Source organism: Zobellia roscoffensis (assembly GCF_015330165.1).
Taxonomy (GTDB): domain Bacteria; phylum Bacteroidota; class Bacteroidia; order Flavobacteriales; family Flavobacteriaceae; genus Zobellia; species Zobellia roscoffensis.
Genome location: NZ_JADDXT010000002.1, coordinates 200,191 through 217,180 on the forward strand (window position 1 = coordinate 200,191; position 16,990 = coordinate 217,180).

Below are 16,990 nucleotides of genomic sequence, written 5' to 3' on the forward strand. Positions count from 1 at the left end.
TAATACCGCAAAAATCACAATGAAAATATTCTCCACATCCGCAGTAAAGCTTGCCTTATTTGCCTTTATAGGTTTAATGGCTACCAATAGTAGTGCTCAAGAAGTAACATGGCTGAGCTGGAACGAAGCAGCAGAATTGGCTGCTACAGAAAAAAATCCTAAAAAGATTTTTATCGATGTTTATACAGATTGGTGCGGATGGTGCAAGAAGATGGACAAGGATACGTTTCAGAATTCTGAAGTAGCTGCGTATATGAAAGAGAACTTCTATATGGTAAAATTGGATGGAGAAGGAAAAGACCCTATAGAATTCAAAGGAAAGACTTATAAATTCATACCTTCTGGAAGAAAAGGATACCATGAATTTGCCGCTGCTTTAATGCAGGGAAGAATGAGTTACCCTACTACTATTTTTCTGGACGAAGAAATGAATATGCTCTCTCCGCTACCTGGTTACCAGAAACCGGAGCCTTTTTTGAATATTGCCCGTTATTTTGGCGACAATATCTACAAGGACCAAGATTGGAAAACTTATTCTGGAGAAAGCAAATAAAAGCTTCTTAAAGAAGTAGTTATAAAAATAAACAGACCCGATGCTACGTAAAATAGTATCGGGTCTTTCTTTTGCGAAAAACTAGTTTGCACAATACTCTTGTATTGGTTTTTACTTTTGAGTACTTTCATTATGTCAAAGTAAATCCCGAGTTTCAAAAGTTCATGAAAACATTCTTTATTTCCTTAATCACTTGCTTAGTGCTACTTTCCTGTAAGAATACCACGAGTACAACATTTGAATTAAAAAATGGGATCTCCAAAGAATTGGCAAACTATAGAAAAGAGCAAGTATCTAACGTCAACTATCAACTTAATTTTCAAATTCCAGAAGAAAGAACAGAACCAATACCGGCAAAATTGGTGCTGAGTTTAAACATTTCCAATTTAGACGCTCCTTTATACTTAGATTTTAAAGAAAGTACCTCTAACTTAAAGTCCATTGAAGCGAACGGTAATTCCGTTGGTATTAGTCATGAAAAAGAACATATCACTATAAATCCTAAATACCTTAAAAAGGGAGCGAATACAATTAAGATAGATTTTATAGCTGGTGAGTCTTCTTTAAACCGAAATGAAGATTATTTATACACGCTTTTAGTTCCGGACCGAGCCAGAACGCTCTTCCCTTGTTTTGACCAACCTAATATTAAGGCGACCTATACTTTGGACATTTCAGCTCCCAAGGATTGGACCGTGCTTAGCGGAGCGCCCAAAGTGTCAACAGAAGAAGAAAACGGCTTCAATTACCATCATTTTGCCCCGTCCGACCTTATGAGCACCTATCTCTTCTCATTTGTTGCCGGAGAGTTTCAATCTACGGAACAGCATCCCGGGGAATTTGACATGACTATGATTTATAGGGAAACGGATGAAGATAAAATAGCCTATAGTACCGATACTGTTTTTGACCTTCATCAACAATCCATCTCCTTTTTGGAAAAGTATACGAATCAACCTTTTCCGTTTAAAAAAATGGATTTCGCCACTATTCCCGGGTATCAATATGGTGGGATGGAGCACGTAGGCGCTATTCAATATAAAGAAGGCACATTATTTTTAGATGAATCTTCTACCTCAAACCAAAAACTAAGAAGATTAAAATTGATAGCCCACGAAACCAGTCATATGTGGTTTGGTGATTTAGTGACTATGGATTGGTTCAACGATGTTTGGATGAAGGAAGTATTTGCCAATTTTATGGCCGATAAGATTGCTAATCCAGCCTTTCCACAAGTCAACCATGACCTCTCTTTTATGACCACCCATTACCCAAGAGCCTATGGTGAGGATAGAACAAAAGGCACTAATCCTATTCGTCAGGAATTAGAAAACTTAAACAATGCAGGCTCACTTTACGGAAGTATTATTTACAGCAAAGCGCCAATAATGATGCGCCAATTAGAACATGTTTTAGGTGAGAAAGCCTTTCGGAAAGGGGTTCAAGAGTACATTAAGACTTATAGCAATGGTAATGCTACATGGACAGACCTTATAACTATTTTTGCGAACAACACGGATTTTGACATTGAAAAGTGGAGTGAAGTTTGGGTAAACAATGCCGGACGGCCCATATTTCATGAGCAAATAATATATGATGATAAGGAGAATATCTCTTCTTTTAAAATAAGTCAAACTGCAGAAGACAATAGCTACCATGTATGGCCACAAACCTTTGACCTGACCATGGTCTACAAAGACAGTGTAATAAATCTGAACGTAGATATGAAGAGCAGCAGTGTAGAACTACACGATGCGTTGGGCAAGCCCAAACCTTTAGCTATGGTTTATAACTCCAACGGAATGGGCTATGGAGTTTTTCCGATGCATAATGCGATGGGTGATACTCTTCCTGAAATTAAAAATGATGTTGCCCGTGGCTCCATATATATCAACACATTTGAGAACTGTTTAAATGGAAATATCAAACCAGCTACTGTTCTTGAGTTCTATCGTCATAGTTTAAAAACAGAAAAAAACGAACTCTTATCCAATTTGCTATCCGGATATATATCCCAGCTTTTTTGGAAATACCTTTCACCAGCTGAAAGAGACCTGTATCAGCCCTTACCTGCCAAGCAACTATGGAAGCAACTACAATCAGACTTACCTTCAAACATTAAGAAAACACTATTTTCTACATTTCGCTCCATTGCGTATACTGATGCTTCCAAAAAGCAATTGTTTGCGGTCTGGAACAAAGATAGGGTCATTTCAGATTTAAAGCTGAATCAAGATGATTATACCAAAATGGCCATGAGTTTAGCACTTTACAATCATTCGGATTATGAAAATATTTTAAAGGAAGCCAGACGAGATTTGACCAACCCGGATAAGCAGGCCGAGCTAGATTACTTGCTCCCTTCCCTATCGAATGATATAACGGTTAGAAACAAATTCTTTGCATCTCTCCATGACGAAAAAAATAGACAAAAAGAATCTTGGGTTTTACACGCTCTAAGCAACCTTAATCATCCGTTACGTGCAAATACGAGCCTTACCAACTTAAGAGCAAGTCTTGACCTGTTAACGGAAATTCAAAAAACAGGGGATATTTTCTTTCCTAAGGGATGGTTGAACAATACCATAGGCAAACATACTTCAGCCAAGGCCTACACCATACTCAATGAGTATATAAAGGAGAACCCCAATTTAAAACCTACACTTCTAAGCAAATTGAAACAAGCTTCTGATGACCTTTACCGAATACATACTTTGAACGAAAAAGAAGATTCAGTCAAAATCGACTAGAGTTTGACTAAATAAGAAAGTTAAGAGCAAAAAAAGAGCCCTATATGAGGGCTCTTTTATATTATTTGAAGTCAACACCTACCTACTGTAGTTAGGCGATTCTTTTGTAATAGTTACATCATGCGGATGGCTTTCATTGATACCGCTGGAGGTAATCTTAACAAAACGACCATTTTCTTTTAAGGCATTGATGTCTTTTGCACCACAGTACCCCATACCTGCACGAAGACCACCAACAAATTGGTGAATACTTTCGTAAAGTTCTCCTTTGTATGGAACACGACCAACAATTCCTTCTGGAACCAGTTTTTTAATATCATCTTCTACATCTTGGAAATAACGGTCTTTACTACCTTCTTTCATAGCCTCAACAGAACCCATACCGCGGTACGACTTAAATTTTCGGCCTTCATAAATGATAGTTTCCCCCGGAGATTCTTTCGTACCCGCTAAAAGAGAACCTAACATAACCGTATCAGCACCAGCAGCTATCGCTTTTGGAATGTCGCCTGTATAGCGGATTCCTCCATCGGCAATTACCGGAACACCTGTACCTTTTATGGCGGCAGATACTTCTAGTACCGCAGAAAACTGAGGAAAACCAACACCGGCAACCACACGAGTTGTACAAATAGAACCGGGTCCAATACCTACTTTTACGGCATCTGCACCAGCTTCAACCAAATATTTGGCTGCCTCGCCCGTGGCTATATTACCTACAATAACATCTAAATCTGGAAACTTCTTTTTAACCGCTTTTAGAATTGCTACCACACCTTTGGTATGACCGTGCGCCGTATCAATAACAACTGCATCTACACCAGCATTAACTAAAGCTTCTGCCCTATCTACTGCATCCGGTGTAACACCTATAGCTGCAGCCACACGAAGTCTTCCGTATGTATCCTTATTTGCTATAGGTTTTTGTGTTAGTTTGGTGATATCCCTAAAAGTAATAAGACCTACCAATTTGTAATTCTTATCAACTACAGGAAGTTTTTCAATTTTATTCTCTTGTAGAATATCTTCGGCCTGTGCCAATGAGGTGCCTTCCCCAACCGTTACCAAATTCTTGGTAGTCATTACCTCAGAAATTGGACGGTCGTTATTTTTCTCAAAACGAAGGTCCCTATTGGTAACAATACCAATTAATTTACCTTCACCATCAACAATAGGAATTCCACCAATACTAAATTCTTTCATATTGGCTTTTGCATCACGAACAAAAGAGTCTAACGGTAGAGTAACAGGATCAATGATCATACCACTTTCCGCACGCTTTACTTTGCGCACTTTTACCGCTTGCTGCTCAATGGTCATATTTTTGTGAAGTACACCAATACCTCCTTCTTGCGCAATGGCAATAGCCATACGAGATTCCGTAACCGTATCCATAGCAGCCGAAACGACCGGTACGTTTATAGTAATGTTACGTGTAAATTTAGTTTGAATATTTACTTCTCTTGGGAGTACTTCAGAAAAGGCAGGGACTAAGAGTACGTCATCATAAGTGAGACCTTCTCCAACAATTTTATTCAGGTGGGCTTCCATAGCAATTAAAGATTTAATTGCGTGCAAATGTAGTAAAATTAATTGGTTATCACCTTATTATCAAGGTTCGATTACGACCAAATGGAAACCTACAGAAATCACTCACATTCTTCTGAAGAATATCTCTAATCCACATCAAAAAACTACTTCTGTATCCTTTGTTTTAAATGGATATAAAAACCAAAAATAAAATCACATGAACATCAGCGAATTTTATCCTTAGAACGTATTTATAATTTAACCTGAAGCGTTGTATAAAATGTTCTCGGTTCAGACGGAATAATACCCGGCCCGGGATAGCCCGTAGCCCGACGCGTAAAATATGAATTATCTAAAAGGTTATTGACACCCGCTTCCAACTTCCAATTTTTATAGGTGTAGGAAAGCGAGAAATCCAAAATGTCATAAGCAGGTATTTCTCCTTCAATACCTCGTTGGTTATCACTTACATCTTGTAATGCATTGGTAGCATCCGTAAACTGTTTGTCAAAATAGGTGTACTGTAAACTGCCCAGCAAGTTGCCATACCCAAAGTTTAAACCTGTTTTTAGGTTTACTTTGGGTATAAATTCTACTTCACTACCTTCTACATTGTTTCTTTCGGAAGAAAGATACTCGGATTGTGTCAAAGCCAAATTGGCGAAATAATTTAGCTTCACCTTTTCCGATTGCGGAAAGAAGGTTTCTTTTATACTCCAATTTGCAAAACTTTCTAGACCATATATAAAAGCGGTTCCTATATTTCCCCTTGCCCTTAACAATCTTCCGGTGGATACTTCTTCGCCCACTGCATTCACCTGAGTTTCTTCCTTTAAGATTTCCCCTAAGCGATTGTCATAATACAGGCCGTATACGCTAACATCATAAGAAAGAACATCTTTAAATCTTCCCCGAGCACCAAAATCGGCCGTAAACCCATCTTCATCGGATATGTTCGGGTCTACTTCAAAAGAAGGATTTACCACACGAATATCACTAAAAGTTACAGACCTATAATTCTGGGAAAAATTGCCATATAGCTCAACACTTGGTGACACTTTATACGTTGCCCCTAAACCCAACAGTAAAAAGGTTCGCTCAAAAACATTATCATCTTGTATTTCTCTATTCGATAAAGGATTATCGGCTAAATCTAAAGTGATTTCGCGGTAGCTACCTATACTTTCGGTTTTAATATGTTCTAATCTAAAACCGGGAGTTACAGCAAATCTATCCGAAAGATTGAAGATGTTTTCACCAAAAAAAGCGACATTAAAATTCGGAAAATTGAATTCAGATTGTCTCTCATAATTTGGAAAGTTGGCATCCGCAAAAGAAAAATCTGCATCATCAGCTGCAGAGCCAGGACCTTGTCTTTGGTCATTATTCGTTTTGTAAATTTTAGAACCTAACAAAAGTGCAGATTCGGTGCCCGCCAAGTTGTACCTGGTTAATACCCTTGCCTCTGCTCCCCAATTACTAAAATCATCTACCAACAGTTCCCTAGGTTCGGTAATAATATCTTCTTGTGATACCCTGTTGGTTCTAAATCCTAATGCTCTACGAGAAGCATTTAGGCCAAACACATTTAGACTAAAGTCCGTTTTATCCGAAAAAGCGTGGTCTAGCCGTAACGAGTACAAACGCCAATCTACTTCAAACCAGTTTCTATCACGATTGCTAAAAGTAGGGTCTTCATAGAACTGAGCATCTGTAAGACCACCGGGTTGTTTGGCCAAATAATGCATGAAGGTCGTTTCAAAAGTTACTTTTGTCCTATCGGAAATTTCATAACCTAAATGCGTAAAATAGTTCTTGCTATTAAAGTTTGAATTGGGTCTAAAGCCATTACCATCCTTATAGTTAAAATAGGTGTAATAGCTAAATTTACCCACTGTACCACTTAAACTGTTGAAGCTCGTAAACAAATCATACGAACCAACGGTTTGGCGGGAAACGAGCTCTATCTCCTTATTTGGATTCGGTTTTTTGAATTTAAAATTAATCAAACCACCAAATTGAGTACCATATTGTAAGGAAGCAGCCCCACGAATAACTTGAATTTCCTCTAGCGCTTCTGCCGGTGGAGTATAATAGCTTTCTGGGTAGCCTAAAACATCAGCACTAATATCATAACCGTTCTGGCGGGTGTTGAAATTGGCCGTTCTGTTAGGGTCCAATCCCCTACCTCCAATATTTAACTGTAAACCAGCATCGCCATTGTCATAAATATTAAGACCAACAACCTGACTGTAAATTTGTCTTGCATTATTGGCCGCAAGGTTTCCCGTTAAGCCTTCCAATAAAACCACCTCTGTCTTTTTACCGGCGTAAATGGCCGTTCCTTCTACCTTTTTAAGTTGTTTTAAGGCAAATACTTTCTCTCGCCGTTCGGTTAAAACAACCTCTGAAAGCGCTTGCGACTGTATGCGCTGAAGTTGAATATTGAGATTGAAGGTCGTATCAAAAGTCAATTCCTTTTCGTAGACTTCATATTCAAAGGCAAACACCACAACAGTATATTTACCGCCTGGAATGTTGGCAAACTCAAAACTACCATCCGAACTGGCTGTTCGTAACAACTGAAGTTCTTTTAAATATACTTCTGCATCTTCAACAGCGTTACCCTTATCATCTGTTACTATACCTGAGATGGTAAGCTGCGCAACCGCAGAAAACGATGCTAAGAACATAAAGCATACAATACTAAATTCCTTTAATTTCATCAGTAAAAGGTATTATCCATTTTTTGTGTTCGAATGACTCCTGCACTTGGCCGAGGTCTACTTCTGGGTCTATATATGTTGTACTTAACCGTCCGTTTAAGGCCACGCGGCTATCTACGAATATTTGTACGTTTTTATGTCCGTCCCTTTCAAAATGCTCTTTTAAATAATGCGCATATTCCAGGATAAAATCGGGTTGAAAGGACATTTGCTTTTCCTGAAAAGGCGTCAAAAAATCAGAATTATCTACGTAAAACCACCTTCCGCTATCTTTACTTACCACTTTAAATTGAGCGTAACCTGATTTTTCCATCAGCATAACTCGCCAAGAAAACCGATACCCTTCTTCGGTCCAGAACAATTCTCCCGGATACACCAAATACCGCCATGGCATGAGTAATTGAATCGCAAAAAATAATGTGACTACAACCCGTTTAGCGTTTGTTTTAAAGGTTGAAGGATTTACCAGGCTTCGACCATTATCAAATAAATTCTTAGGTATATGTAAAAGACTGCTCAAATACCCTAAAAGCTTATGATGTAATGAGGAATCAAAAAATATTAATGTAGAGATAATCATGACATACGGAAACATCCCTATAGGAAATAACACTCGTGTCATTACATGAAAAACAACCACGACTACAAAGGCATACGGCCGTGTTTTTTTATACAATAACAAGAAAGGAATTGCCAAATCATAACCAGCGCCAAACCAACTAAAAGCATACTGCACCCATTCTTCATGCAAAAACTGACCTAGAAGTGGTGTATCAAATTTAGAAGGTAACCAGATTTTTAAAGGCATGGCTTTTAAAAGCCAATCAGAATTTAGTTTAGCTAAACCTGCATAAAAATATACTATTCCCAACAGGAGTTTAATACCGTTAATAGTCCAAGCAGGAATCTTCTGGAATGCTTTTTTAGGATGATATTTTGCATCCAAAGAAAAATAAGCATTGGCAGGTAAAAAAATCATCAAAAAACTAAGTAGACTTATAAAATAGTAGTGATTGAGATAGGTGGTCTTATCCATCAACTCTATATAGGTGAAACTGATAAAAAAAGTTAGTATTGCCAATTTGTACTTATACCCTAAAGCCACAAAGATGGCAGACAGGCCACAAATAATAAATATGAGATACGTATAAACACCTAAAGGCTTCACCCATTCAAAACCATAATATGAGAAGAAAAACTTAGGCTGAATGTATAATTTCTCTATCCATCCGTAGCTCCAAAACCTTATAATACTCAACAACATCATCACACCAAATAAAATGCGAAAGACCGCCAAAGGGGCGGCCTCTATTGGGGCTGATATATGTTTGTTAATAAAACGGTTCATTTTCTAGTCACCATCGGCATCAACAAAATCAATACTTACGCTCATGGCAGAAACCATATCTACTTTTAACAAGGGTACAATACGCTGTACTTCATCATAGGCCAACAACATATTGGTTGGAGGCACACTATTTTCTATTTCTTCACGAAAAGGTGCTAATGCAGCAACCTTTGTTCTAGCTAAATCAAACTGGTCGTTTATTAACTTCTTTAAATCATCACCATCTTTAACAGTGTTCAAGGCATCTAAATAAGAACCCAAACTTTCACCAGAAGTGCTTTTCCCGTAGTGTACACCATTAAAAAAATCCTGAACAGCATCTAAACCTTCTAAAAACAACTCATTCGAAACATCGCCTTTATAATACGCCTCTACATTCTGAGGAAGTACGGTTTCCGAAAAGGCTCCTACTGGAATTCCCATTTTGCCCGCTCTCAAAAATTTCTCGTAATAAAAAACATAGTCGTTTATAAAACGATCCACAGAAGCCGTTGAAGAAGCACCATCATTGGTTACAAAAGTAGCTCTATAACCTGATTCCCATTCCGCCAATACACCTGCTGTTAACGTTACCATATCTGCAATAACATTACCTGTATAAGCAATTAAATTTTCTTTTTCAGCTCCGTTATACTTTTCTAAAATAGCCTCATCTGTTTCTCCCAAACCATTAATTATATAGTCTAAGGCAGGAAAACCTTTGGCATCTCTATTAGATGCCAATGCCAAATCATAAGTACCTGAAATTAAAAAGCCGTCTATTTTATCAGAAGCTGCAGGATAAATATTCATATTTAACCGAAGACCAACTGTTTCGGCAGGCCCTATTTCAAACATTGAAACTCTTTGCCACATTTTATAAGCGGACAACCATGAGGCTCTTAAGGCTATAAAATTAGCTTCATTAGAATCACCTTTAAAAGTGTCAAAAGAGGTTTGCAAATCAGTCATTTCACCCGAAAATGCTTTATACGAGGGAATGATGATGTTGTCTGCCCAATTGGCCAGCATAGGTCCTCGTTCAAAACTTACAGGTTTCGGTTCCGGGTCTACCGTTCCATCATCAGTTGGGTCCGTACCTCCATCAGAACTACAAGCCCAAATCATTGTTGCCACAACTACAACGGCAAAAAACCTTCTCATACCTTATTTTTATTTATTCTAAGTAAGCAAAAATATAAAAAGCAGCCTGTTATATCCTAACAGAAGCTGCTTTTTTTCAACACTTAAGTTTTAATTCTTTATACAGGTAAGACTATTCACCTGCCTGGACTACAGTAAAATCGAATTCTTCTGCAATATCTTCAGAAATTTCGTCAATAGTTTCCGCTGTAACGTCCCATAGTCCGTTTACACCGTCCTCCATCAATTCTTCTAAAAGCTCATTGGAATCCTCTTTAGAAAAGTAAGCTCCATCCGTACCCGGTTGGCGGGTAAAACGTAAGCTATAGATAAAACCATAGGCTTCAGAAAGCGCATGAAATGCACTACCGTAGTTAGGTGTTTCCGCAGCTAAAGTTGCTTTGGCTTGTTGTAAATAGTAAATTCCTCTAACAGCAATTACCTGAGATATTTTCCCTCTAATGATTTCGGCCTGAGCATCACGAACATCATAGTCACCAGCAACAATTGCAGCACGACCTAATTTAAATGCCTGAAATATCTCATCTGCAATTCCGGCAAAATCTGTATCTTCTTCTAGCTTACCTATGTATTCGTTCAGAAATTTATCTGCACCTAAATCGGCATTTGGATTTGAAGCGTCGGCATTAAGTCCGTAAACATAACCATAAGCTTCATCCCACTTGTGTTCCATGTTCGTATATGACTTACCCTCTAATACCGTACCTGCATCATTATCTGCGCGGCTAGAACCTTCGTCCAACACTGCTGTACTCAAATAATTGTTCAAGGCCTGATCGGTCATTAAAGCTCCTAACAATCCTTTCGCGAACAATTGGTTGTATTCTAAACCTTGAGCATTTACATAGCGTGTTTTCTCACCATCCGCTAATTGACCTGCAATACCCGCCTCAGCAGTTACATCCCAATTTGCAAAAACTTCATTTACTTGACCATCTATCCAAGATTCAAAATCAGCACGAATAAGCGCTTGGTCCGTAGCATTTGTAGAAAAATAATCTACAGAAGCAGCTGTTTTACTGCGTAGACTTTTATCGGAAGTATTTAAATCTGCATCTTCAAAATCTGCTGCCCCTTCTTCATGAGCATACATTGCTTGCAGTGACTCTGCTGTATTCGTATTTGTTGTAAAACCTCCCAAAAGCTCCTGAGCCATTAATATGCGAGTAGTTTGCCCACTAAAGCTTACTGTATTCTCTCCGTTTCGCTCAAAAGAATAGTTTGTAGGATTATTAATCATGATATTATCTTCATTCATTTCTGAAACATCATCATCTGAACTACAAGATGCAAGAAAAACTACGGAGCTAATAGCTAATGTATAAAGGACTGTTTTCATTATATAGTTTGAAATTTATTTAGACTTGATTTAAATAGAGCGCAAAACTAAGACATGTGATTTAGCTACGCAAAATTATTTTTATTAAATCTAAATAATAGTGATGGTAAGAGAGAGTAAAAAAAGAAAGATAACACCGTTTCTGGTTATACAATAATTGAAATAATTACACTATTTATAATTAATCTAAATAAAAATATTACTTTTGAATAAGCATTACAACTCTGCTTGAGAACTATTATTAAACCTCAAATACATTAAGAACCACACTATGGAAGATATTAATCCCATTTACCACAACCCATTTGGCGTAGCATTTCAATGGAAACGCCCCACCGCTAAAGACCAAAAAAAGGTGCAGATTGTTTTTAGGGATACCGGCCTACTTTTAAGCCAGAACGAACTGGTACAATTTAAAAGAAATATTGAGTGTACCATGAAAAGTAATAGTCCGTGTATAGATTGCCAACAACATGATACTTGTAGGTCACTACTTCTAGATACACCTGCCCCACAAATTACTTTAGCTATGAATCAAAAAGAATTGAGTGCTGTTCAAGATTTGGTAGACGGTACGCTGTTTCAACTAAACTTAGACAGTTATTTAAATGAAATGTGTGGTGACAAAGACAATTAATGATATGTAGAAAATAACTCTGTAGCCTTATTGTAGGCAGCCTCAAAAACCATCCAATTAACACCTGAATCTGCTTTTTCTGTTGTGAAGTAGGAAAGCATTTTCTCGGTAGGCATATTACCGGTAAGCTCATCTTTAGCCATTGGGCAGCCGCCGAAACCTTGAACGGCGCCATCAAACCTACGGCAACCTGATTTATATGCAGCATCTACCTTCTCATGCCATTTGGCAGGTGTTGTATGTAAATGGGCCCCGAATTCTATTTCTGGATATCTAGGAATCAATTGTGAAAAAAGATATTCTATCACCTCTGGTGTGGAAGTACCTACGGTATCCGAAAGTGATAAAATTTTAGCACCCATTCCACTTAACTTTTCTGTCCATTCCCCAACAATATCTACATCCCAGGGGTCACCATAAGGATTACCGAAACCCATAGAAATATAGGTAACGACCTCTTTACCAGAAGCATCTGCAATGTTCAATATTTCTTGAAGAATTTCTACGGATTGGTCAATGGTTTTATGGGTATTCCGCATCTGAAAATTCTCGGAAATAGAAAACGGATATCCTAGGTACTGTATTTCCGGATGTTTGCACGCGTCTTCCGCGCCCCTCACGTTTGCTACAATACTTAAGAGTTTACTTTTTGTTTTTGATAGGTCGAGTTTTGACAGCACCTCAGCGGTATCTACCATTTGCGGAATTGCCCTTGGTGAAACAAAACTCCCAAAATCTATAGTATCGAAACCACAACCTAAGAGCGATTGAATGTATTTTACCTTTTCATGGGTAGGAATAAAAGGTTTGATGCCTTGCATGGCATCCCTAGGACATTCTATAACCTTTACCTTTTCCATCATTTTAAGTAAGTTTCAACTAGGCTCATAAACCTACTCAAAATTAGCATTAATTATCCGATACTAAGATATAGACCGCAATACCAATAAACACAATGATTTGAAGCCATTTTAGATAAACTCCAACCTTGGAGCTCTCTTTAAAATACACCGAAATACTCCCGGATAGAATAGCTATTAAACTGAAAACAATAGAAGATATAAACATAAAAAGTAACCCCAAGACATAAAACTGAATTGTGGTACTCATCTCTTCACTAAACAGAAACCCGGGAAAAAATGCCAAGAAAAAAATAGTAACCTTAGGGTTAAGAACGTTCATGATAAAACCTTGCTTAAACAACTCCCAAAGTCCTTTTTTAGGTACGGCTCCTTCCGTTAGTTCCAAATTACCACTGCTTTTAAAGACTTTAAAGGCCAGATAAAAGAGATACAAAGCTCCTAGCAGTTTAATTCCAAAAAACAGGGTTTCACTCTCCTTAATAATGACAGAGACACCAAAAGCAAGCAAACTGGTATGTACCAAACATCCCGAAATAAGACCTGCAGTAGTTGCTAAGCCATATTTTTTACCATTAACTAAACTCTGCATTAATACATAAATGTTATCCGGACCAGGCGACATAGACAAAGCCACAGTAGCCAACATAAAAGTGTAGAGTGTTTCGTAATTCACTGTAATGAAATTCTGTTTTGTTTTTATTTGAAATCTTATATCACAAAAAATTGCTCTGGAAACTTTCGTGTGCGCACCAAAGTAACTACTCTTTTTTATATCTTGTCCTAAATTCAGGCATGAATAAAATGATATGCATTTGTATCCTGAATTTTTAGTTGGTCGCAATTCCCCTTAGGTTTGACCATGAGAGTAGTTGCATCACAAAAATATACAACATGAAACAGAGTTACATTACATTCAGCTTAAGCCTCGTTTTGGTAGCATTGCTTTTAGTAGCTTTTGAAAGTAGAAATAACTCCAAGCCACTAATACACAAAACTTCCATGCAAAAAGACAGCTTGTTACGCCATGTAGTATTATTTAAATTCAAACCCGAAACTTCTAAAGAAGACATTAAAAAAGTTGAGGATGCATTTACTGCATTACCTTCTAAAATTCCGCAAATAGTAGGTTACGAATGGGGACTGAACAATAGCCCCGAAGGGCTAAATGATGGTTTCACCCACTGTTTTTTCCTGACTTTTAATAGCGAAGAAGACCGCGCTATTTACTTACCCCACCCAGACCATAAGGCTTTTGGGGAAGTTTTAGGACCTCATTTAGGCGGTGTTTTGGTGATGGATTATTGGGCTAAATAGCACTTGTTTTTGATTTTATACAGCTTTTTATAGAATCTAATTCTTTTGTCATGACAAACTAAATGCATATTTTTTTTAAATATTATGCATCGATTTGACTTGAATATCTTTTTTAATAATACTACAATATTGTTGGATTTTTAAAAATTCGCCTTCCGGTTCTAATCAAAAGCTTATAATTCTCAAAAACAATTTTCTCATCAATTCTAATTGCATTTCTCGCAATTTCCAATTGCTCATCCTTCTACTCTTTTGGAATTCCTACGAAACACTTAGCTGGATGCCTTACATCTGTTCCAAATATATTTTTACTTAACGACTCATCCAACTTGTCTACTGATTCAAATAAGCGTCTTTTTCCTAATGTATGCTGTCTACCCAGATAATCAGGAATGCCTTGTTACTTTTTCGTCCAAAAACCGAATTATTTAGTGATAGTTCGGACAACAGCATTTTAGCCTATAAGCTTAAAGTATATTTTTTAAATCCTGTCTGCCGATAATTGCAATTATTTCTACGGTGTTACCATTAATTTTATAGTAAATACTATCGGCACCACATACACACCGCTTATATCCCTTTTTTATAAAATCAACTGCTTCGAATGAATAGGGACTTTGAGCAATGATGTTGAAGTACTCAAAAAAAGAATCAAAGTATTTGTCAGCTTGGACCATTCCAAACTTTTTTACTCCATATCGATGAATTCGTATCAAGTCATCTTTTGCAGCGTTGCTTAGTCTATAATCAGACATTAATTATGACTTGGCTTGCGCTAAAATTTGTTCCTTGCTATCATTGGAGAATCCACTATTCTCGGCTTTATCTAATTTAGCCTTAATCCAGTCTATTTCTATTTGCTGCTTTCTTGCCTGTCTAATTAAATCGTTAACGAGTTCACTTTTACTGGAATATTCCTGGGTGTCAACCTGTGATTTTAACCACTCATCATTTGGTTGTGTAAATGAAATGCTCTGTCTTGCCATGAGAGTAAATTTATTTGGTGTAAATATACACCAATTACGAACCAATTACAAATTTCTAATTATATTGGCAACAGTTGTACAAACGTACCTTGTTGCTCTACCCCTTCAAAATAGCCTTATTAATCCTCTTTATCAAACCCGGCCCTTCGTAAATAAAACCCGTATACAACTGAATTAGATCTGCTCCCGCTTCTAACTTTTCTAGTGCATCTTTTTTTGAGTGTATGCCTCCTACTCCAATGATCGGGAAAGCTTTATTGCTTTTATCTGCCAAGAAACGGATTACCTCTGTACTTCTATTGGTCAATGGTTTTCCGCTTAGTCCGCCCATTTCTTTGGTTAGTGATTCTTCAGATTTTAAATCTTTACGCTCAATAGTTGTATTGGTAGCGATAACACCGTCAATTTTAGTATCGTCTACGATAGCAATAATATCCAATAATTGGTCGTCCGTTAAGTCAGGAGCTATTTTTAGAAGAATGGGCTTTTCTTTTTGTTGCTTCTGCGAGGCCAAGCTTGTGTTTTCTTTTTTCAACTCTAATAAAAGAGCCGTAAGCGGTTCTTTATCTTGAAGCTCCCGAAGTCCAGGTGTATTGGGAGAACTCACGTTAACTACAAAGTAGTCCACATGGTCAAAAAGGGCATTAAAACAGATAAGATAATCGGAAACGGCATCTTCATTAGGCGTTACCTTGTTCTTACCAATATTACCCCCTATAAGCACTTTATGTTCTTTCTTTAAGCGCTCCACGGCGTCTTGTACCCCCATATTATTAAAGCCCATTCGGTTCACTATGGCCTGATCTGGCTTTAACCTAAACAATCTTGTCTTTGGATTTCCAGGTTGTGGCTTGGGCGTAAGTGTGCCTATCTCAACAAATCCGAACCCGAAATTAGATAGTTCATTGTACAGTTTGGCATCCTTATCAAAACCAGCGGCCAGACCTACAGGGTTTTTAAACTTTATACCAAAAACTTCCTTTTCCAAACGGGGGTCTTCTATTTTGTAGATAGCTCTAAAAATTCCTGAAAAACCGATTTTACAAAGAAAACGAACTAAAGAAAAAGTAACATGATGGGCTTTTTCCGCGTCTAGCGAGAAAAGTAATGGCTGAAGGAAGGTCTTATACATGAACGTGGTTGTGTTTGCGCAAAAATACAAACTTACCCCTAGTATAGAAACTACTTCCTACTATTTTTAAAATTTGAAATGGATGTAAAAAATTGAATAGTAAATTACTAACGCTTATTCTTCCTTTATTGGAGTTTCGTACGTTTTGGGAACTACTTTTATTGGTATACGTATGGCTTCGTTACAAAGCTGAAGATAACGCTCGTACTGCTTCATATTAAAAACGGACAAAAGTTGCTTGTCACTATCATAAGCCACTTGAACCAATTGTTGTTGCAATGCCTTATACTTTTCTGCCAATTTAATAAGATCTTCTTCAGTACTCTGCGGATGCTGCGCTAATAATTTCTCTATCTGCTCTTCTAAACTTTTTGTTGTGACCGCTAACTCACCCTGCAGCGCTTCCATGATTCCTACCTGCTCCTCGTTTAATTGAAAAATAGTTTTGATGGTCTCATTGTTTTTTCCACCAATATCCAATGTGCAATTTTGGGCATTTCCCACCGAAAACAACATCAAAAACACTATCAAACCATACAACTTACGAAACATACAATCTTGTTTAAAATTCGATTCCGTTTATATAAACAGTAATTTAAGTGAAAAATTATATTTCCTCTGTGTATGACATCCTTATTACAAAAAAAGACTGCCCTTTCGGACAGTCTT

Annotated in this window: 15 protein-coding genes; 4 read left to right on the forward strand and 11 right to left on the reverse strand. The window is 37.4% G+C overall.

Going from position 1 to position 16,990, the window contains the following annotated elements:
• Positions 1-19 precede the first annotated feature (19 nt).
• On the forward strand, positions 20-553 hold the full coding sequence (locus tag IWC72_RS00815) for a thioredoxin family protein (protein WP_194528513.1): 534 nt from the start codon (positions 20-22) through the stop codon (positions 551-553).
• 164 nt (positions 554-717) lie between these two features.
• Positions 718-3,303, forward strand: a complete 2,586-nt coding sequence (locus tag IWC72_RS00820; protein ID WP_194528514.1) for a M1 family metallopeptidase — start codon at positions 718-720, stop codon at positions 3,301-3,303.
• Positions 3,304-3,381: 78 nt separating this feature from the next.
• On the opposite strand, the gene guaB is transcribed toward IWC72_RS00820, so the two are convergent.
• From guaB to IWC72_RS00845, 5 genes are all read right to left on the reverse strand, one after another.
• Entirely contained in the window at positions 3,382-4,854 is a 1,473-nt protein-coding gene (guaB, locus tag IWC72_RS00825) for an IMP dehydrogenase (RefSeq protein ID WP_194528515.1), read from the reverse strand.
• Between the two features lie 230 nt (positions 4,855-5,084).
• Positions 5,085-7,559 (reverse strand): TonB-dependent receptor domain-containing protein, encoded by a 2,475-nt coding sequence (locus IWC72_RS00830; RefSeq protein ID WP_194528516.1) that lies wholly within the window; start codon positions 7,557-7,559, stop codon positions 5,085-5,087.
• Positions 7,540-8,907, reverse strand: a complete 1,368-nt coding sequence (locus tag IWC72_RS00835) for an HTTM domain-containing protein (protein ID WP_194528517.1) — start codon at positions 8,905-8,907, stop codon at positions 7,540-7,542. Before IWC72_RS00835 ends, IWC72_RS00830 begins: the two co-directional genes overlap by 20 nt.
• A gap of 3 nt (positions 8,908-8,910) precedes the next feature.
• Complete coding sequence (locus tag IWC72_RS00840; protein ID WP_194528518.1) at positions 8,911-10,050, reverse strand: imelysin family protein; 1,140 nt, start codon at positions 10,048-10,050, stop codon at positions 8,911-8,913.
• A 112-nt stretch (positions 10,051-10,162) separates the two neighbouring features.
• Entirely contained in the window at positions 10,163-11,389 is a 1,227-nt protein-coding gene (locus tag IWC72_RS00845; RefSeq protein WP_194528519.1) for a DUF4856 domain-containing protein, read from the reverse strand.
• 271 nt (positions 11,390-11,660) lie between these two features.
• On the opposite strand from IWC72_RS00845, the gene IWC72_RS00850 reads away from it, so the two are divergent.
• Complete coding sequence (locus IWC72_RS00850) at positions 11,661-12,026, forward strand: hypothetical protein (RefSeq protein WP_194524379.1); 366 nt, start codon at positions 11,661-11,663, stop codon at positions 12,024-12,026.
• On the opposite strand, the gene IWC72_RS00855 is transcribed toward IWC72_RS00850, so the two are convergent.
• Positions 12,023-12,889, reverse strand: a complete 867-nt coding sequence (locus tag IWC72_RS00855; protein ID WP_194528520.1) for a hydroxymethylglutaryl-CoA lyase — start codon at positions 12,887-12,889, stop codon at positions 12,023-12,025. The genes IWC72_RS00850 and IWC72_RS00855 overlap by 4 nt on opposite strands.
• Positions 12,890-12,935: 46 nt before the next feature.
• Entirely contained in the window at positions 12,936-13,562 is a 627-nt protein-coding gene (locus IWC72_RS00860; RefSeq protein ID WP_317171373.1) for a LysE family translocator, read from the reverse strand.
• Positions 13,563-13,780: 218 nt separating this feature from the next.
• On the opposite strand from IWC72_RS00860, the gene IWC72_RS00865 reads away from it, so the two are divergent.
• The gene (locus IWC72_RS00865; RefSeq protein ID WP_194528521.1) at positions 13,781-14,203 is read left to right on the forward strand and encodes a Dabb family protein; all 423 of its coding nucleotides are present in this window, start codon (positions 13,781-13,783) and stop codon (positions 14,201-14,203) included.
• 467 nt (positions 14,204-14,670) lie between these two features.
• On the opposite strand, the gene IWC72_RS00870 is transcribed toward IWC72_RS00865, so the two are convergent.
• The 4 genes from IWC72_RS00870 to IWC72_RS00885 all read right to left on the reverse strand — a co-directional run bounded on the left by IWC72_RS00870 (position 14,671) and on the right by IWC72_RS00885 (position 16,873).
• Positions 14,671-14,958 carry a type II toxin-antitoxin system RelE/ParE family toxin gene (locus IWC72_RS00870; protein WP_194528522.1) on the reverse strand — a complete coding sequence of 96 codons (288 nt, stop codon included), beginning with the start codon at positions 14,956-14,958 and terminating at the stop codon, positions 14,671-14,673.
• A gap of 3 nt (positions 14,959-14,961) precedes the next feature.
• Positions 14,962-15,189 carry a ribbon-helix-helix domain-containing protein gene (locus IWC72_RS00875; RefSeq protein ID WP_194528523.1) on the reverse strand — a complete coding sequence of 76 codons (228 nt, stop codon included), beginning with the start codon at positions 15,187-15,189 and terminating at the stop codon, positions 14,962-14,964.
• A gap of 97 nt (positions 15,190-15,286) precedes the next feature.
• Positions 15,287-16,321, reverse strand: coding sequence for a quinone-dependent dihydroorotate dehydrogenase (locus tag IWC72_RS00880; protein ID WP_194528524.1), 1,035 nt, complete (start codon positions 16,319-16,321; stop codon positions 15,287-15,289).
• Between the two features lie 114 nt (positions 16,322-16,435).
• Positions 16,436-16,873 carry a hypothetical protein gene (locus IWC72_RS00885; RefSeq protein WP_194528525.1) on the reverse strand — a complete coding sequence of 146 codons (438 nt, stop codon included), beginning with the start codon at positions 16,871-16,873 and terminating at the stop codon, positions 16,436-16,438.
• Between the last annotated feature and the right edge of the window lie 117 nt (positions 16,874-16,990).